This window comes from Pseudomonas sp. NPDC085632, assembly GCF_044541255.1.
GTDB lineage: Bacteria > Pseudomonadota > Gammaproteobacteria > Pseudomonadales > Pseudomonadaceae > Aquipseudomonas.
The window spans coordinates 1-18,178 of sequence record NZ_JBITSX010000004.1; the positions used below are offsets into that span (position 1 = coordinate 1).

At 59.4% G+C, this 18,178-nt stretch carries 20 protein-coding genes and 1 pseudogene; 12 read left to right on the forward strand and 9 right to left on the reverse strand.

Annotated elements, in window-relative coordinates; all coding sequences use genetic code 11:
* Nucleotides 1-247 precede the first annotated feature (247 nt).
* From ACIF4X_RS04935 to ACIF4X_RS04950, 4 genes are all read right to left on the reverse strand, one after another.
* On the reverse strand, nt 248-1,213 hold the full coding sequence (locus ACIF4X_RS04935) for a sensor domain-containing diguanylate cyclase (protein ID WP_397481190.1): 966 nt from the start codon (nt 1,211-1,213) through the stop codon (nt 248-250).
* Between the two features lie 62 nt (nt 1,214-1,275).
* Nucleotides 1,276-1,854, reverse strand: a complete 579-nt coding sequence (locus ACIF4X_RS04940) for a hypothetical protein (RefSeq protein ID WP_397481191.1) — start codon at nt 1,852-1,854, stop codon at nt 1,276-1,278.
* A gap of 1 nt (nt 1,855) precedes the next feature.
* On the reverse strand, nt 1,856-4,018 hold the full coding sequence (locus tag ACIF4X_RS04945) for a molybdopterin cofactor-binding domain-containing protein (RefSeq protein ID WP_397481192.1): 2,163 nt from the start codon (nt 4,016-4,018) through the stop codon (nt 1,856-1,858).
* A gap of 22 nt (nt 4,019-4,040) precedes the next feature.
* Entirely contained in the window at nt 4,041-4,496 is a 456-nt protein-coding gene (locus ACIF4X_RS04950) for a (2Fe-2S)-binding protein (RefSeq protein ID WP_003224136.1), read from the reverse strand.
* Between the two features lie 265 nt (nt 4,497-4,761).
* Between ACIF4X_RS04950 and ACIF4X_RS04955 the strand changes: the two genes are divergently transcribed.
* Entirely contained in the window at nt 4,762-5,592 is an 831-nt protein-coding gene (locus tag ACIF4X_RS04955) for an alpha/beta fold hydrolase (RefSeq protein ID WP_397481193.1), read from the forward strand.
* 111 nt (nt 5,593-5,703) lie between these two features.
* On the opposite strand, the gene ACIF4X_RS04960 is transcribed toward ACIF4X_RS04955, so the two are convergent.
* The 3 genes from ACIF4X_RS04960 to ACIF4X_RS04970 are packed head-to-tail and all read right to left on the reverse strand — an operon-like array spanning nt 5,704 to nt 6,696.
* Entirely contained in the window at nt 5,704-6,096 is a 393-nt protein-coding gene (locus ACIF4X_RS04960) for a GFA family protein (protein WP_397481194.1), read from the reverse strand.
* 27 nt (nt 6,097-6,123) lie between these two features.
* Nucleotides 6,124-6,543 carry a type II toxin-antitoxin system YafO family toxin gene (locus ACIF4X_RS04965; RefSeq protein ID WP_397481195.1) on the reverse strand — a complete coding sequence of 140 codons (420 nt, stop codon included), beginning with the start codon at nt 6,541-6,543 and terminating at the stop codon, nt 6,124-6,126.
* A gap of 6 nt (nt 6,544-6,549) precedes the next feature.
* Nucleotides 6,550-6,696, reverse strand: a complete 147-nt coding sequence (locus ACIF4X_RS04970) for a hypothetical protein (protein WP_163004822.1) — start codon at nt 6,694-6,696, stop codon at nt 6,550-6,552.
* A gap of 553 nt (nt 6,697-7,249) precedes the next feature.
* On the opposite strand from ACIF4X_RS04970, the gene ACIF4X_RS04975 reads away from it, so the two are divergent.
* The 3 genes from ACIF4X_RS04975 to ACIF4X_RS04985 all read left to right on the forward strand — a co-directional run bounded on the left by ACIF4X_RS04975 (nt 7,250) and on the right by ACIF4X_RS04985 (nt 9,477).
* Nucleotides 7,250-7,615, forward strand: coding sequence for a DUF6124 family protein (locus ACIF4X_RS04975; protein WP_122660744.1), 366 nt, complete (start codon nt 7,250-7,252; stop codon nt 7,613-7,615).
* 289 nt (nt 7,616-7,904) lie between these two features.
* Complete coding sequence (locus ACIF4X_RS04980; RefSeq protein ID WP_397481378.1) at nt 7,905-8,678, forward strand: carboxymuconolactone decarboxylase family protein; 774 nt, start codon at nt 7,905-7,907, stop codon at nt 8,676-8,678.
* 130 nt (nt 8,679-8,808) lie between these two features.
* A complete protein-coding gene (locus ACIF4X_RS04985) occupies nt 8,809-9,477 on the forward strand; it encodes a class I SAM-dependent methyltransferase (RefSeq protein ID WP_397481196.1) in 669 nt (222 codons plus the stop codon).
* 252 nt (nt 9,478-9,729) lie between these two features.
* Here the strand turns inward: ACIF4X_RS04985 and ACIF4X_RS04990 are convergent, their stop codons facing one another.
* Nucleotides 9,730-9,981, reverse strand: a complete 252-nt coding sequence (locus ACIF4X_RS04990) for a transmembrane sensor/regulator PpyR (RefSeq protein WP_397481197.1) — start codon at nt 9,979-9,981, stop codon at nt 9,730-9,732.
* A 288-nt stretch (nt 9,982-10,269) separates the two neighbouring features.
* On the opposite strand from ACIF4X_RS04990, the gene ACIF4X_RS04995 reads away from it, so the two are divergent.
* From ACIF4X_RS04995 to ACIF4X_RS05030, 8 genes and pseudogenes are all read left to right on the forward strand, one after another.
* Nucleotides 10,270-10,794: a sigma-70 family RNA polymerase sigma factor gene (locus tag ACIF4X_RS04995; RefSeq protein ID WP_397481198.1), complete on the forward strand. Its 525-nt coding sequence runs from the start codon at nt 10,270-10,272 to the stop codon at nt 10,792-10,794.
* Nucleotides 10,795-10,798: 4 nt separating this feature from the next.
* Complete coding sequence (locus ACIF4X_RS05000) at nt 10,799-11,764, forward strand: FecR domain-containing protein (RefSeq protein ID WP_397481199.1); 966 nt, start codon at nt 10,799-10,801, stop codon at nt 11,762-11,764.
* Nucleotides 11,765-11,852: 88 nt separating this feature from the next.
* Nucleotides 11,853-14,276: a TonB-dependent siderophore receptor gene (locus ACIF4X_RS05005; protein ID WP_397481200.1), complete on the forward strand. Its 2,424-nt coding sequence runs from the start codon at nt 11,853-11,855 to the stop codon at nt 14,274-14,276.
* Nucleotides 14,277-14,367: 91 nt separating this feature from the next.
* Entirely contained in the window at nt 14,368-14,871 is a 504-nt protein-coding gene (locus tag ACIF4X_RS05010) for a VOC family protein (RefSeq protein ID WP_397481201.1), read from the forward strand.
* Nucleotides 14,872-14,906: 35 nt separating this feature from the next.
* Nucleotides 14,907-15,740 carry a helix-turn-helix domain-containing protein gene (locus ACIF4X_RS05015; protein ID WP_397481202.1) on the forward strand — a complete coding sequence of 278 codons (834 nt, stop codon included), beginning with the start codon at nt 14,907-14,909 and terminating at the stop codon, nt 15,738-15,740.
* A 184-nt stretch (nt 15,741-15,924) separates the two neighbouring features.
* The gene (locus ACIF4X_RS05020) at nt 15,925-16,227 is read left to right on the forward strand and encodes a helix-turn-helix transcriptional regulator (RefSeq protein ID WP_077572353.1); all 303 of its coding nucleotides are present in this window, start codon (nt 15,925-15,927) and stop codon (nt 16,225-16,227) included.
* A gap of 61 nt (nt 16,228-16,288) precedes the next feature.
* Nucleotides 16,289-17,272, forward strand: a complete 984-nt coding sequence (locus ACIF4X_RS05025; protein ID WP_397481203.1) for a zinc-dependent alcohol dehydrogenase family protein — start codon at nt 16,289-16,291, stop codon at nt 17,270-17,272.
* A 22-nt stretch (nt 17,273-17,294) separates the two neighbouring features.
* Nucleotides 17,295-17,480: pseudogene (locus ACIF4X_RS05030) on the forward strand (antibiotic biosynthesis monooxygenase family protein); the annotation flags it as partial.
* Nucleotides 17,481-17,509: 29 nt separating this feature from the next.
* Here the strand turns inward: ACIF4X_RS05030 and ACIF4X_RS05035 are convergent.
* Nucleotides 17,510-18,097, reverse strand: coding sequence for a LysE family translocator (locus ACIF4X_RS05035; protein WP_397481204.1), 588 nt, complete (start codon nt 18,095-18,097; stop codon nt 17,510-17,512).
* Nucleotides 18,098-18,178 lie beyond the last annotated feature (81 nt).

The window sequence follows — 18,178 nt, forward strand, 5'->3', positions numbered from 1 at the left end:
CCCACTCAGACGCCGGATAGATGAAAGCAAGCCAAACACGACATCAAAAACAGTATTGCAGAAAAGGGGGTAACCATAGATGTAGGAGTGAGCCTACTCGCGATAGCGGTGGGTCAGCCGATGAAGATGTTGAATGTGCGGACGCCATCGCTGGCAAGCCAGCTCCCACAGGTTTCTCGGGTGTTAACAAAACCCCTGTTCATTGCAGATCCCTGTGGGAGCTGGCTTGCCAGCGACGAGGCCCGAACTAACAACGCTTCAGGGCCTGCTTGTGCGCATACATCGCCCCATCGGCGTCCGCCAACAACCGGTCCACAGTCTCATGGCGTTTGGCGTCGTATTCGATCTGCCCAACGCTGAAGCGAATCGCATAACCGCGGTGCAACGTGGCATTGCGCTCTTCAAGGATTTCCTTGAGTCGCGCCATGATCGCCGTGGTTTCGATGTGGCTGGAGCCGGTCAGCAGCGCGACAAACTCATCCCCACCCAAGCGTCCGACCACATCACTCTCGCGAAACGCGATGCGCAGCACATCGGCAAAGGTCTTCAGCGCACTGTCACCCTCGGCATGGCCGTAGAGATCGTTGATCTGCTTGAAGTCATTGAGGTCGAAAAACAGCAAGGTCGCCGGCCGCTCCAGCCGTGCACAGGCGTCCAGCGCATGCTGGGCCAGTTGCTTGAAGCCGCGACGATTGGACAGCAAGGTCAGTTCGTCCATGCTCGCCATCTGCACGGCCGTCAGCTCTTGCTCGGCCATCTCGGCCAGATCCCGCAACAGCGCGCGCTCTTCATCGTCGAGCTCGCGGGGCTTGGTGTCGATCAGGCACAGCGTGCCCATTTTATTGCCGTTGGGCACGGTCAGCGGGTAACCGGCGTAGAAGCGGATGTTCGGCGCGCCAGTGACCAGGGGATTGTCGTGAAAACGCACATCCTCGCGGGCATCGGGCACCAGCAGGAGTTCGTTCTGAAGGATCGCGTGGCCGCAAAATGAAACATCCCTCGACGTTTCAGTGACATCCAGCCCCACACAGGACTTGAACCACTGGCGATCCTTATCGACCAGCGTTACCAGCGCAATCGGCACATTGAACAGGCGCTTGGCCAGCCGCGTCAGTCGGTCGAAACGCTCCTCCGGCGCCGAATCGAGCAGGTCGAGGCCGTGCAGCACCTGAATGCGTGCGGCCTCATTGGCGGGTTTTCCTGGAACCAGCATTAGCACACTCCGTTGGCAACAATGCTTTTAAGCGTAGCGCTAAATCAGCGATATTCACCCCATCAGATGCCCGCCACCGGACACGGCCCGCCCGCATCGGCCCAGAGCTTGAATTGCGTAACGAAAATATCGTGCGGCACCGGCACCGGCGCGCGCCCTGCCCCGGGGTTCCAACCCCACAGCACCAGTTTGTCTTCGCTGACATGTTTGATCAGCGCGGCAAAGTCGCGGTCGCCGTTGCTCGAGCGATCCTTGATCATCGCGCAGAGTTTATCCGCTGGCAGGCCGATCCAGGCCATTTTGTGCGCCGCCGGCGGCAGGCTCCAGTGCGGCGCGCCCGGTGGCGCATGGGGACCGTAGCTGGCCGGCGGATTGTTTTCTGCGTGACAGGTTGCACAGGGCAAACCGGCGGCGCCCTTGCCGTCCATGCCGCGCACCACATTCATCGCGTGGGGGATGCCAGCGTCGAACTGCAACGGCGAATCACCGGGAATGTGGCAGTTCTGGCAGCGCGGGCTCTGGAAGACTTTCTGCACCGTGCCGAATGCCTTCAACGCTTCCTGATCATCGGCGAACAAGTCCGAGGCATAACCGCCCAGCCCCAGTAAAACCACCGTGCCCAACACTAGATGTCGTTTCATCTCACACCCCCGACAGTTGCAGCGGCAACTCGCGCAGACGTTGCCCGGTCAGGGCGAACACCGCGTTGGCCACGGCCGGCGCGGTCGGCGGCACACCGGCCTCGCCGATGCCGCCGGGTTTGTCGCTGCTGGGCACAATGTGCACTTCCACCACTGGCATCTCGTTGAGCCGCAGCACCTGATAATCGTGATAGTTGGACTGCACGACCGCGCCGTCCTTGAGCGTCAGTTTGCTGTGCAGCGCCATGCCCAGGCCGAAGGTGATGCACGACTCCATCTGCGCGGCGATGCTCTGCGGGTTCACCGCGATCCCGCAGTCCACCGCGCAGACCACGCGATGCACGCGAATCGCCAGATTGTCCTGCGACACCTCGGCGACCTGCGCCACGTAACTGCCGAATGATTCGTGCACCGCCACACCGAGGGCATGCCCATCCGGCAGCGGTGCTTTCCAATTGGCCTTCTCCACCGCCAGATTGAGCACACCGAGATGCCGAGGATGATCCTTGAGCAACGTTCGTCGATACTCGACCGGATCCTTGCCTGCCGCCGTGGCCATTTCATCGATCAGCGACTCCATGACAAAACCGGTGTGGCTATGGCCCACGGAGCGCAACCACAGCACATTGATCCCGGTCTGCGGTGAATGCAGATCGACCTGATGATTGGCCAGACCTTTGACGTAAGGGCTGTCGGAAACACCCTCGACCGAAGTCGGGTCGATGCCGTTCTTGACCATCGTCGCCTCCATCAACGTGCCGGTCATGATCGACTGCCCAACGAGCACGTGCTGCCAACTCGACGGCAATCCATCGGCGCCCAGACCGATCTTGGCCTGATGCAGGAACATCGAACGGTAGTAACCGCCGCGAATATCGTCCTCGCGCGACCACACGGTTTTCACCGGCATCGCGGCGGCTTTCGCCACTTGCACGGCTTCGGCGACAAAGTCTGACGTCGGGTTGGCGCGACGGCCAAAACCGCCACCCAGGAATTCGGTGTGGATTTCCACCTGCTCCGGTTTCAGCCCGGTGATCTTGCCGGCGACCATTTGATCGAGTGTCTGAAACTGCGTACCGGTCCAGATCTCGCATTTCTCGGCGCTGATTTTCACCGTGCAATTGAGCGGTTCCATCGGCGCATGGGCCAGATACGGCACGCTGTATTCGACGTCGATCTTCTTCGTCGACTTGCCGAAACTGCCCTTGGCATCCCCGGCCTGACTCGCTGATGTACCTGGTGTCGCGGCCAGTTTGCGGAAGCTTTCCAGCAATTTCGCGCTGCTGAGGTCCGCGTTCGGACCCAAATCCCAATCGACCTTCAGCGCATCACGGCCCAGCTTCGCGGCCCAGTAATGCTCGGCAATCACTGCGACACCGCTCGGCACCTGCACCACCTTATGCACCCCGGGCACCGCCAATGCCTCAGCACCTTCGAAGGATTTAACGCTGGCACCGAATACCGGTGGGCGCGCAACCATCGCGGTCATCAGGCCTTCAAACTGCACGTCCATGCCGAACTTTGCGCGGCCGGTGATTTTCTCCGGGGTGTCGAGGCGTTTGGTCGGTTTGCCAATGACTTTCCAGTCCTTGGCTTCCTTGAAGGTGATCGACTTCGGATCCGGCACCGGCAGTTGCCCGGCGGCGTCCGCCAGCTCGCCGTAAGTCGCGCGCTTGTCACCAGCGATAACCACGCCCGATTCGGTACGAATCGCCGATGGCGCTACCTCAAAGCGCTTCGCCGCTGCCTCCACCAGCATCTGCCGCGCGGTCGCGCCTGCCAGCCGATAACGGTCGAACTCCATCCACGTCGACGTTGAACCGCCGGTAATCTGCATGCCGCCAAATCCCGGCATGCCGTAATCCGCCGCTGACGCCGGCGAGTGCTCGACGCGGATTTTCGACCAGTCCGCGTCCAGCTCTTCGGCAATCAACATGGTCAGGCCGGTCCAGATGCCCTGGCCCATTTCCGAATGGCCGAGCAACACGGTGACGCTGTTGTCAGCGGCAATGCGCAGGAACGCATTGGGCGCGAACACCTTGCCTTCATTCTCGGCCGCATAGGCAAACTTGTGGCCGCCTGGGACGACAAACGCCACCACCAACCCACCGCCCAACACGGCGCTGCCCTTGAGAAAACCCCGACGCGATACAGGACTGTTCATCGTCTATCTCCCACAGATTGAATCAGCCGATTTCCGACGCACGCTTCACAGCCGCGCGGATCCGTGGATAGGTGCCGCAGCGGCAAATATTGCCGGAGAGCGCCTGATCGATATCGCTGTCGGTGGGTTTGGGGATTTTCGCCAATAAGGCGGCGGCAGACATGATCTGCCCCGACTGGCAGTAGCCGCACTGCACCACGTCGAGTTCGGCCCAGGCTTGCTGTACCGGGTGCGAACCGTCGGTGGACAGGCCTTCGATGGTGAGGATTTTCTGCCCGTGGGCTACGGCGGTCGCGGGGGTGATGCAGGCGCGGAGCGGCGCGCCGTCAACGTGCACGGTGCAGGCCCCGCACTGGGCCATGCCGCAGCCGAATTTGGTACCGGTCAGGTGCGCGACATCGCGCAGGACCCAGAGCAACGGCATGTCCGCGGGGACATCGAGCTCCTGATCCTTGCCATTGATATTCAAGGTCAGCATCGGGGAAATTCCTCAGACTCACGGTGTTCTGAAGGGGCGCCGCTGTGGCCATCAATGCCTACGCGCGCCTCGGCTTATCCCTTTCAGCAAAGCCTAATTTGCGCACGAAGCCAGACGTTGCGACCACCGGTCATGCAGATGTCGACTTTAATCCTACAGTTGATAGCGGCTCGCACTGAGCCTGCACAGTAGAAATCCATCATGAGCAAAACCGGTCCGCGCTTGCCGCGCGGGTTGTCCATCACATTGGTCTGGAGTCGCGAACATGGGATTTGTCACCACCAAAGACGGCGTCGAAATCTTCTACAAAGACTGGGGCCCGAAAGACGCGCCGGTGATCCACTTCCACCACGGCTGGCCGCTCAGCTCGGACGATTGGGATGCGCAGATGCTGTTCTTCCTCGGCAAGGGCTTCCGGGTGGTTGCCCATGATCGGCGTGGGCATGGGCGTTCGAGCCAGGTCTGGGATGGACACGATATGGATCACTACGCGGACGATGCGCTGGCGGTGGTCAATCATCTGGGCCTGAAGAATGTTGTCCACGTTGGCCATTCGACCGGCGGCGGTGAGGTGATCCATTACATCGCCCGACATGGCCAGAACAACGTCGCCAAAGGCGTTTTGATCAGCGCGGTGCCACCGTTGATGGTGCAGACCGAGAGCAATCCGGGTGGCCTGCCGAAGTCGGTGTTCGATGATTTTCAGGCGCAGTTGGCGGCGAACCGGGCGCAGTTCTATCGGGATATCCCGACCGGGCCGTTTTATGGCTACAACCGGCCGGGGGCCACGCCATCGGAGGGGATTATTGCCAACTGGTGGCGTCAGGGCATGATCGGTGGGGCGAAGGCGCATTACGACGGGATCGTGGCGTTTTCGCAGACGGATTTTACTGAGGATTTGAAGAAGGTCACGGTGCCGGTGCTGGTGATGCATGGCGAGGATGATCAGATTGTGCCGTATGCGGATTCGGGGCCGTTGTCGGCGAAGTTGCTGCCCAATGGCACGCTGAAGTCGTATCCGGGGTTTCCGCACGGGATGCCAACGACGGAGGCGGAGACGATCAACGCGGATCTGTTGGCCTTTATTCGCGGCTGAACAATGTAGGAGCTGCGGAACGCTGCGATCTTTTGATTTTGCGCCTTGAAAATCAACGTCAAAAGATCGCAGCGTTCCGCAGCTCCTACACAGCCAGATTGTGGGCTGCAATTAATCTTCGGTTCGGCCAGTGTTTTCGCGATCACGGTCATAGTGGTGAGCCAGTGGAAGCGCCGGCAACCATGATTCACGCCGAATGGTCCAGAGTTCGTAAGTGGGTTTGAACTGATTAGGCTCATCGAGCGAACCCACATTGACTTCGATTTCATCTGCCGAACGCGTGAATACCGGTGAGCCGCAGCGGGGGCAGAAAAAGCGCCCATTATAGTCGCGGGTTTCGCCGGTGACCCTCAACGCATCCTCGGGAAATATGGCCGAGGTACCGAACAGCGAGCCGTGGCGCTTGCGGCAGTCGAGGCAGTGGCAAATGCCGACGCGGTAGGGCTGACCTGTCACTTCGAAACGGACATCGCCGCACAGGCATCCGCCAGTCAATCGATCCATGTCGAACCTCCTCTGCTCGACCTCAAATTACAGATCGTCCAAATCGGGAAAGGCAATCCTGCCCAGCGTCCAAGGCTCAACAATCTGGCAATGCATATTGCGCAGAAATGAGCCCCACTCGCTTCGGTTATGGGCATCCGGGCCGGTGACGGTCAGCAACAAATATTCATCCCGAAACGCGTCATAGGCATAGATCAGCCAAAAGTCGTTATCAGCATCGTCAACCAATACAGTGCGGTAATACTGACGATTTATTTTTGCCCATCGAGCTTGCAGTGACGAAGTACTGGCAAGGTGGATATGGTGCATATCGGTCAGATCGAGTCGTTCGTCACGCCCGAAAATTCCGGGTAACTCACCACACACCTTGTAGTTATAAAAATGTGCAGCGAAGTTTTGCCAGTTACTGATTTGTTCAAAAAGCGCAGAAATCTTGATGGCTGGCATTCAGGCCTACTTTGTAATAGGTAGCCTGCCAGTGATCACAAATTTATCGAACACTTTCTGCCCATCACGCGCGGCTTGCCGAACATCAAGGAATGTCAGCTCATCACGAACTTCCTTTTTGTTGGGTTTGTCGGTCTTTCTGGTGGTGGCCATCGGAGCCTCCGAAGGATGTGTATTCATGCTGACCAGCTTAAGTGATTAAGTTTTGACCGGCAAACGATAGGATCTTGTTTCAAGGCAGACAAGTCGGCGGATTCTTGCAGATCTGTAGGTCATTACACCCAAAATTGTAGTCCGTAAAACTCCTGAATTTAGATCTCATTGCTCGGCAATGCCCATTGGTAAACGTCATCCGGTTATCGCGTTTAAAGCACACAAACCGTTACGCCATCCTCCCTACAACACCTTGCGTCGTTACCTACGCGTACGCCAGAATCCGCCGGCTTACACGGCTATGGGCCGGGCTATATCGTTTGCCTGTCACTGCAGAACAGTGATCGGGTTTGGTAGCCCGTCTGTAATAGCCGTGTGACAACACCCTGTGCTGTCTCTTTGTGGAGGCTCAGTTCAATGGTAGTCATGCGTGGGGCTCACTCGTGAGCGCCGGGTTCCTATTGCAGCCGGTCTACCAACCCGCGTATGGCCACCACCCACTCGTTTGGTAGCGAGAGTGATGGCTCCTTAAACTGCGATAGGAGTTTCATCCATGTTCAAAATCACGCCAAATCCACCGCCCACCGATCCAATCCCTCACGACCCCGCGCTTAACCCGCAAAAGGTCAAAGAGGCCACCGACCGCGCCCTCGACTACTACCTGCGACCCGAAGCACTGGGTGCTCCACCAAGCTCGCCCCCGTTTCGCCCGGTCTATCTGGTCGACCCCACGCTGGATGAAGAAACCCTGTTGGTCGAAGCCTGTGAGTCGCTTTCCTACGCCCACTCCATGGCCGGTAACATCGCCAACTCAATAGGCGGCCCGGAGCGCAAACCGCTGCTGGCGCTGCAACAGGTGATCATGCTGAACGAGCTGTTGGTCAACCGACTGCTGGACAAGCTGCGCATCCCGCAGTAGTCAACAGACGGACTGAGTGAGGGGTCACACCCTCACTTTCGCTTTGCCGCCTCCCGCAGATTGATGAGCAAAACTCATCAAGCCATCCCGATTTACCCGTCTAGTTCCCACCAGTCACCTCGCTTAGTCTTCTCCCCACGCCCAATGGGAGCTCGACATGCACAAGCGCACACTCGGCATCCGTTCACTCGAAGTATCCGCCCTCGGCTTTGGCTGCATGGGCCTGAGCCATGGCTCGACTACGGATACTCAGAGAACCACAGAACCGCAGTGGACGGAGCCTTTCACGATGACCAATGACACACACAGCAGCACTGCCCTCTCCGCACTCATGGCGCTCTGCCTGAGCGTTGGGTCGATGTTCAGCGTTACCACTCAAGCAGCCGAGGCACCGCAATCCATGACTACTCCGCAAACCACCGCACAAGCCCTGTCGAGCAAACAACAAACCATTCCACTGATCGCCGCGTTCATGGCGACCAGCGACATACCCAACCTCAACACGGCGCTCAACCAGGCACTCGACGCCGGCATGACCATCAGTGAAACCCGGGAAATTCTCGTGCAGCTCTACGCCTATGTGGGTTTCCCGCGCAGCCTCAATGCCTTGAATGAACTCATGGCCGTGGTGCAGGCGCGCAAACAACGCGGCATCGAAGATGCGCCGGGGCGCGAGCCGAGCCGGGCGACTCCGGTCGGGGGTGAGCTGCTGGCGGCTGGCACGGCGAATCAAACCAAGATCTCGGGCGCTCCGGTCAAAGGCCCGGTGTTCGAGTTTGCCCCAGTGATCAACCAGTTTTTGCAAACCCATCTGTTCGGCGACATCTTCGAGCGCGACAACCTCGACTGGCAAAGCCGTGAACTGGCGACTGTCGGCGCGCTGGCAGCGACCCCGGGCGTGGAACCGCAACTTCGCGCGCATATGGCGGCGAGCCTGCGCGTCGGGCTCAGCGCGGCACAGTTGGGCGAGGTCACTGAGCTGCTGAAAAAACACGGTGATGCGCAAACTGCCGAACGTGCAAATGCGGCGCTCAAAGAGGCTTTGGCGGCTTCGAAAAAATGACCGGAAAATGGACCTGATATCGTTTTCTCAAAGACAATCGGCGTTCGGAGTTGTGGTGGATGCGCTGATCTACAAGCCCTAGCTTGCGATCAGCGTCCATACTGGTTTTTTCAATCGTCGGGAAACCGCCATGCCCTCCCCCGAATCCAGCCTTTTGCAGAGCTGGCACGACAACGCCGATGCCTGGATCGAAGTGATCCGCAGCGGTGCCATCGAAAGCCGTCAGCAGGTTACCGATCAGGCGATTGTGCTGGCGATCATGGGCCGTCAGCCGCAGCGCGTGCTTGATCTTGGCTGCGGCGAAGGCTGGTTGTTGCGGGCGCTGGCGGATCGCGGGATCGATGCCGTCGGTGTGGATGGCGATGCGCGGCTGGTTGAAGCGGCGCGTCTGGCGGGGGCGGCGCGGGTGCATGTTGCGAGCTACGAAGCGCTGGTCGATGGCAAGGTCGACATCGGGCGCGACTATGACTTGGTGTGCGCCAATTTCTCGTTACTGCATCAAGACATTATTCCGCTGCTGGCGGCGATGAATGCGTTGCTGGTTCCCGGAGGAGTTTTGCTCATTCAGACATTGCATCCCTGGGCCGTGGCGGCTGGGAATTATCAGGATGGCTGGCGCGAAGAAAACTTTGCCGGGTTCAAAGGCCAGTGGCAGCCGATGCCGTGGTATTTCCGCACGTTGTCGAGTTGGCTGAATGCGCTCGATATGGCCGGATTCCAATTGGCCGGTTTGCAGGAGCCACAGCATCCGCAAAGTCCCGTGCCGCAGTCGTTGCTGATGGTTGCCGAGCGTTGCTGAGATTTCAGAAACACCACCAATCATTGTGGGAGCTGGCTTGCCAGCGATGGCGTCGGGTCAGTCAACATTGATGTTGAAGGTGCTGGCCTCATCGCTGGCAAGCCAGCTCCCACAGTGTTTTTGGGTGTGCCAGGAATTTGTGACCACCATACAAACCTGTGGGAGCGAGCCTGCTCGCGAAAGCGGTGTGTCAGGCAACATAGACTCCGACCGTGCTGACGCCTTCGCGAGCAGGCTCGCTCCCACAGGGATCTATGCGGTTTGCGGGATCATCTGCGTGTCATGGATGCGGTATTGCGCCAGCAGGCGCATGACGTAGCCGATCTTGATCAGGGTCGGGCCGAGGATGGTCAGGGCGTGCATCGCCACCAGCAGCGCAATCGGCATCTGGCCATTGTAGAGGTAGGCGCCGTAGATGCCGGCCAGCAGCATGATCAGGCCGACGACGAGAACTTTGCTCGACAGGTGCAGAACGTTCAGCGGGCTTTCAAAGAAAGTGAGCATGATGGCGGACTCCTGATCGGTTCGTTGTGTAGTGTGAATACTTCAAATCCCGTGCCAGATTTTCAGTCCCGTAAAATCAGCCACTTGCACGTTAACGAGTCAATTTGACACAAGCCAAACAAAGTCAAATTGACTCGAATAATTGTCATTACGACTACAACACGGAAAAAACCAAAAAAACCTCACCTAAAAGCAAACCAATATCATTTGCGCAGCACTCATCCTTTTGTTTTAATCGCGACCCATTCTTATTTAGACCGTTAACGGTCGCCCTGGACGCTTGCGCTGATGACCGTCGCCAATGCCTCGCTCGTGCACAATCTCTACCTCAGCCACCATCGCTGGCTGCATGAGCTATTGCGTCGACGCCTGAGCAACGCGATGGATGCCGCCGACCTTGCGCACGACACCTTTATCCGTGTGCTTAAACGCCCGCAATCGTTCAATGGCGAAGTCCACGAGCGCTCGTATCTGGCGACCATCGCGCGTGGGCTGTGCGTCGATCACTGGCGCCGTCGGCAACTGGAACAAACCTGGCTGGAATCCCTCGCCAGCCGTCCACCTGCCTCGCAACCGTCGCTTGAGCAACAGGCAATCATTGTCGAAACCCTGCACGAAGTGGACGCCATGCTGCAGCGCCTGCCGCAACGGGTCAGCGAGGCGTTCATCCTCGCGCAACTGCACGGCATGCCGTACAAACTGATCGCCGAACAGATCGGTGTCAGCGAGCGGATGATCAAGAAGTATCTGGCGCAGGCGATGATGCATTGCGCGATTCTCGAAGCTGAACTCGACGGCCTGTTGATTGAGTAACCCCATGAACACACTCAGCCATGCCAGCCTTGAGCAGGCGGCGAACTGGTACGTGCGATTGCACGACGAACAGGTCGCAGAGCCTGAGCGGCTGCGCTGGCAGGCGTGGCTGGCGCAAAGTCCGGAGCATCAGGCCGCGTGGCGTTATGTCGAACGGGTCGGCCAGCGTTTTGCGCCATTGCAAAACGAAAGCGAAGCCGTCAGCCACACCCTGCGCAACAGCGCGCGCAGTTCGATCAGCCGCCGTCAGTCGCTCAAAGGCCTGCTGATTCTTGCGGCGACCGGGCTGGCCGGCTGGGCGGTCGGGCGTCATACGCCGCTGCTGGACTCGGTCGAACGCTTGAACGCCGACCTCTCCACCGGCACCGGGGAAACCCGCGAAGCGACGTTAAGTGATGGCAGTCGAATTTGGCTCAACGCCTTGAGCGCATTGAACGTACGTTTCGATGCTCGTCAGCGATTGCTGCAATTGCGCGCTGGCGAAGTGCTGATCGACACCGCGAAAGACCTCGGTCGCGCCTTTTGGGTCGAGACCGAACAGGGCCGAATGCAGGCGCTGGGTACACGTTTCAGCGTACGCCAGACGGATCGCACCACGGTGCTGAATGTCTACGAGGGCGCGGTCGAAGCCAGTAATCGCCAGGGCGAAAGCCAAGTGGTGCAAGCCGGACAGCAATTGGTGTTCAGCGCTGGCCGCTTGAACACACCGACCGTGGCGGATCCATCCCGCGAAGCCTGGCATCGGGGCGTGTTATTGGCCGATAACCTGCCGCTGGGCGAACTGATCGAAGAACTCAGCCGTTATCGTCCGGGGCATCTGCATTGTGACCCGGCGGTGGCGAACTTGCCGGTGATGGGCTCGTTTCCACTCAAGGACACCGAACAAGCCTTACGTCTGCTGGAAGCGGCGCTGCCGATCCGCGTCGATAAAACCTTCAACTGGTGGGTCAGCGTCGGGCCGAAAGCCTGAGGATTTTTCAACTCACGGTTCCCTTTCCGCTGATTCATTCGGTTAACCCTCAGCAGCCCTCATTTCGTTAATCGCCCCCGGGAACTCCATGTTGCGCTCCACCCTCGCCCGCATTCGTTTTGCCTTGGCCATGGCGTCTGCCGTGCCGGGGCTGTGTGCGTCGATGGCAACTGCGGATCAGGCGCAAAAGCAGCATTACTCGGTGGTGCCTGGCTCATTGGTCGCTGTGCTCAACCGCTTCGCCGAACAGAGCGGCATCTTCATTGCCGGGCACAATGATCTGGCAGCGGACAAACGCAGCGCCGGTCTGAGCGGTGATTACACCCCGCAACAGGCGTTGCAAATTCTCCTCAAAGGCAGCGGGCTGCAAGCGCAGCGCCTGAGCGGCGGCGGTTATGTGCTGCGCAGCACAGCCACTGCAGATCCATTGCAACTGGACGCCACCACCATCAGTGGCAAAACCCTCGGCGCCATCACCGAAGACACTCACGCCTACACCGCCGGCGTCAGCGCCTCCGTCACCGGCCTGGCGCTGTCCCTGCGCGACACCCCGCAATCGGTCACGGTGATCACCCGCCAGCAACTCGACGATCAGGGCGCCAACGGCATTGCCGACGTGTTGCGCCGCGCGCCGGGCATCAGCGTGCAGAACTACGACAGCGAGCGTTGGGAGTTTTCCAGCCGTGGCGCACCGATCACCAATTTCCAGTACGACGGGGTCAACACCGACTACGACGGCGTCTACGATTACGGCACCAGCAGCACCGACATGGCGACCTTCGACCGCGTCGAAATCATCAAGGGTGCCACGGGGTTGATGACCGGCTCGGGCGACCCGTCGGCCACCGTCAACCTGATCCGCAAACGCCCTACCCCCGCATTCAAAGCCACACTCAGCGGCAGCGTCGGTTCCTGGGACAACTATCGCAGCGAAGTCGACCTCTCCGGACCGCTAAACGATAACCTGCGCGCACGCTTCGTCGGCGTCCATCAGCAGCGCAGCGCCTACGCCGATCACTACCAGAACAGCAAGGACATCGCCTACGCCATCGTCGATGCCGATCTGAACCCGGACACTCTGCTGACGCTGGGTTTCGACCAACAAAACACCCGCTCACGCGGCGCCACCTGGACCGGTTTTCCGATGTTCTACAGCGACGGTTCACGGACGAATTTCTCCCGTTCGTTCAACCCCGCCACAGACTGGAGCCGCCGCGACTTCACCAACCAGACCTTGTTCGCCGCCCTCACCCGGCAACTGCAGAATGACTGGGTTTTGAAGCTCAGCTACGACCGCAAACACCGCGAGCACGACACCCTGCTCGGCTCGGCCAGCGGCGGCAATCCGGACCCGCTGAGCGGCGACGGCATGTTCCTCTACATGGGCAAATTCAAGGGCGACGAAGTGCAGGACAATGTCGATCTCAACCTCGGCGGGCCGTTCAGCCTGTTCGGTCGCGAGCACCAGTTGCTGATCGGTTTCATGTCGATGAACACGCGCCAGGACAACCCGGTCTATGGCTCGGTGTACCCGCCGCTGAACGCCAGCATTTTCGACTGGCACGGCGAGTTCGCCAAACCGGATATCCCGCAGATCGGCACCGACGCCATCAACCAGCGCCAGACCGGCGCGTACCTTTCCACGCGCTTCAAGGCCCGCGACGATCTGGCGCTGATCCTCGGCGCACGCGTCAGCGATTTCAACGCCAGCGACCACCTCGACTACAGCGACCCGAACACCGCCAATGTCCGCGACGGCTACCGCCAGACCGGTGTGATCACACCGTATGCCGGTGCGGTCTATGACCTCGATAACACCTACTCGATCTACAGCAGTTACACGCGCATCTACCAACCGCAACTGAGCAAGGACGCCGCGCGCCAGGTGCTCGACCCGGTGCAAGGCGATAGCTACGAAGCGGGGATAAAAGCTGAATACTTCGAAGGTCGGCTAAACGCCAGTTTTGCCGTGTTCCGCATCGAGCAGGACAACGTCGCCGAACAGGTCAGCGGTTTCGACAATCAGGCGGTGTACCGCGCCGTGCAAGGCGCGACGACCAAGGGCTTCGAGTTCGAGCTGGCCGGTGAAATCGCCGAAGGCTGGAATCTCTCGGCCGGCTACGCCTACAACCACACCCGCGATGCCAAAGGTGATCCTGTCTACGCCTCGATTCTGCAAACCACCGCGCCCGAGCAGTTGGTACGGCTGTTCAGCAGCTATCGCCTGCCCGGCGTCTGGCAGAATCTGACGCTGGGCGGCGGTGTCAGTTGGCAGAGCGAATTCTTCGGCGAGGTGTTCCAGCCCGGCACCGAGCACAACGTGCGCATCACGCAGGACAGTTACTTCCTGATCGACGCGATGGCGCGCTATCGCTTCAACGAACACCTGAGCACGTCGCTCAACATCAAGAACCTCTTCGACAAGACCTACTACACCGGCCTTGGCAACTTCGGCACCGGTTTCTACGGCGAACCGCGCAGCCTGCAACTGACCGCGCGCTGGGATTTCTGAAGCGCAACTTGTCGATCTACGGCACCGGCAATCGACCAAGGACTGACTACGCTGTTAATCCTGCGTGTCTAACCTGCCGAGGATGACTGCCATGCAACGCTTTCAAAAACTCACGCCCTGCCTGTGGTTCGACGATCAGGCCGAAGCCGCCGCGAAGTTTTACTGCTCGATCTTCGATCACTCGAAAATTACCGGCCTGACCCATTACAGCAAGGTCGGCCAGGAATTTCACGGCAAACCCGAAGGTGCGGTGATGACCGTCAGTTTCGAACTCGACGGTCAGACCTTCACCGGACTCAACGGTGGGCCGATGTTCAAGTTCAGCGAGGCGATCTCGTTTCAGGTCAACTGCCAGAATCAGGAAGAAGTTGACCATTTCTGGGGCAACCTGTCCGAGGGTGGCCCCGTCGAAGCCCAACAATGCGGCTGGCTCAAGGACAAGTTCGGCGTGTCGTGGCAGATCGTCCCCGTGGCGTTCATGCAAATGATGCTGGATGCCGACACCAGCAAATCGCAGCGAGCGATGCAGGCCATGTTCCAGATGAAAAAACTCGACATTGCCGAACTGGAACGCGCCTTTGCTGGCCAGAGCTAATACACTCGGGCACTGGCCTGCCGGAAACAATCACGATGAAACACGCCGCCGCGAAAAACCCTGAACAAGCACCGAGCTTCTGGCGCGACGAGGCCCTGCCCTTCATTGAAGCGCGGGCCATCGCCGATGGCCGCGAGGTCTGCTACGCCCGGCATTCTCATGCGCACTTTTCCATTGGTGCGATCACCGCCGGGCGCAGCACGTATGTGCATGAACACGCGCAGTTCGAAGTGTCGGCGGGTACGGTGGTGTTGATGAATCCCGGCGATGTGCATGCGTGTAATCCGATCGATGATCAACCTTGGTCGTATGTGATGCTGTACGTCGAGACGCCATGGCTGACGGATTTGCAGCATCAACTCGGCTTCAGTGCCGAGCTTGAGTTTCGGCGGTTTTGCGACACGCATCTGCAGGAACCAGGATTGTTTCGCGACCTGATCGCGCTATACGACGTATTGGTCGACAAGCACCAGGATGTCTTGCGCAAACACAGCGCGGCAGTGGAATTCTTCAGTGACCTGCAACTGCGCCTCAACCCTTCCGGGCCGTCGTTGCGTGAGCCAAATTTCAAACTCGAACGCGCAGCCGATTTCATCCGCGAACACTGCACCGAGATGCTCAACCTCGACGACATCTGCGCCGCAGCACAGCTGTCACCGTCCTACCTGATCCGCGCCTTCAAACAGCATTACGGCATGACGCCCCACGCCTTTGTCGTCAACCAACGCATCCAGTTCGCCCGCGAGCGTTTGCGCAGCGGGCAGTTGATTGCGGATGTAGCGCTTGAGGCAGGGTTTGCCGACCAGGCGCATTTTCAGCGGGCGTTCAAGCAGCATTTGGCGGCCACACCCGGCCAGTACCGCGGCTGACGGCTTGCCCCGATTGATCGTTCCCAAGCTCTGCGTGGGAACGCGCCCGGGACGCTCCGCGTCCCTTCCAGAGCCGAACGCAGAGCGTCCGATGAGGCATTCCCACGCGCAGCATGGGAACGATCAATTTCTGACCAACACATTCCGATATTGACATATCGGTAAATTCCGATATCGTCGCGACATGGAACTACTCGAAATCTTCAAAGCCCTCTCGAACCGCACACGCCTGGAAATCCTCAAAGGCTTGAAGGATCCCGAGAAACACTTTCCTCCCCAGGACGAAGGTGACGTGCACACGGTGGGCGTTTGCGTCAGCAGTATTCAGGAGGGCGTCGGGCTGTCGCAGTCGACGGTATCCGATTATCTGGCGACGCTGCAACGCGCCGGCCTGGTCGAAGTCAGGCGCATCGGCCAATGGACCTATTACAAACGCAACGAAGCAGCGATCAGCGCGCTGGCCGAGATCATCGGCAGCGAGCTGTAATTTTTTGCCCCAAGATATCGAGAATTCCCGATATCCCTTTTTACCGAAACAAGGAAATGCAATGAAAGCGATGATCCTTACTTCATTTGGCGGCGCGCAATCGTTCGAACTGTGTGAAGTGCCCAAGCCGGTACCCCAAGCGGGAGAAGTGCTGGTGCGGGTTCACGCCACCTCCATCAACCCACTGGATTACCAGGTTCGCCGTGGCGACTATGCCGATCTGGTGCCCCTCCCTGCCATCACCGGTCACGACGTCTCCGGCGTTGTCGAAGCCGTCGGGCCGGGGGTGACGGCTTTCGCGCCGGGCGACGAAGTCTGGTACACCCCGCAAATATTCGACGGCCCGGGCAGCTACGCCGAATACCACGTGGCGGCGGAAAGCATTATCGGCAAGAAGCCGTCCGCACTGAGCCATCTCGAAGCGGCGAGCCTGAGCCTGGTGGGCGGCACAGCGTGGGAAGCGCTGGTCGTGCGGGCAGCGCTAAGAGTCGGCGAGAGCATTCTGATCCACGGCGGCGCGGGTGGCGTTGGGCATGTCGCGATTCAGCTGGCGAAAGCCATCGGCGCGAAGGTCTTCACCACCGTGCGTGAAGCCAATTTCGAGTTCGCCAGGCAGATGGGCGCCGATGTGCTGATCGACTACGAAAAGGACGATTACGTCGAAGCGATCCTGCGCGAAACCGAGGGGCGCGGCGTCGATGTCGTGTTCGACACCATCGGTGGCAACACTTTGTCGCGCAGCCCTGACGCGCTCGCACAACTGGGCCGCGTGGTGTCGATTGTCGACCTTGCCCAGCCACAAAACCTGATTCAGGCCTGGGGCAAGAACGCCAGTTATCACTTCGTGTTCACCCGACAGAACCGCGGCAAGCTCGATGAGCTGAGCGCATTGATCGCCAACGGTCAGTTGCGCCCACACGTTGGCGCGGTCTATTCGCTGGCCGACATCGGCCTCGCCCATACCCTGCTGGAAACGCCCAACAACGGCGTTCAAGGCAAGATCGCGATTGCTGTCGCGCCATCGTCCGAACTCGCCAATCGCTGAACTCAGTCCCGAGGAAAACATCATGGTTTACGAGATCGCTCTGCTACCCGTTCACAAAGAACAAACTGAAGCGTTTCGGCGTGCGTTTACCGAGGTCGAGCCGTTGCTCAAACGGGCAAAGGGTTACAGCGGACATCTGCTCGCACAAGGCATCGAAACGCCCGAAGTCTTCAACCTGATCGTGCACTGGCAATCCCTTGAGGACCACTTTTCGCGAGCAAGCTCGCTCCCACACGGTCAAGTGAACAACAGGTAGATTGCGCTCAGAACCAACAGCCCCGCCATCACCCGATTGAACCAACGCATCCCCGCTGCATTGCTCAAATACCCGCGCAAAAACGTCCCGGCATACGCCCAGCAGCCCACCGACAGGTAACAGATCACCAGATACACCGCTGCAAACTGCCACACCAGCCGCGCCTCGCCATCGGCGACAAACGCGCCCATGCCCGCGACGCAGGCCAGCCAGGCTTTCGGGTTGAGCCATTGCATCGCCGCGCCATACAACATCGACGGCGCCCGCCCTGACTCACCGGTATTCAACTGCCCATCATCGGCGGCGAGTTTCCACGCCATAAACAGCAGAAACGCCACGCCGGCCAGTTGCACCACTCGGGTCATGAACGGCCAGAGTTTCAGCACCTCGTGCAGACCCAACCCCATCAGCACCAGCAGCAACACAAACCCTAACGTGGCTCCGGCGACATGCCGCTGACTGGCACGAAAACCGAACTGCGCCCCGGAACTCAACGCCACAATATTCACCGGCCCCGGCGTGATGGACGCCGCCAGCGCAAACGCCGCCATCGAAACAATCAGACTCATCGCACACCTGCTTCAAATCGAGGAACAAGGTGCTCACGGTAGCGAGCACCCAATCCCCGGTATTGAAGAAAATGCCCCTGT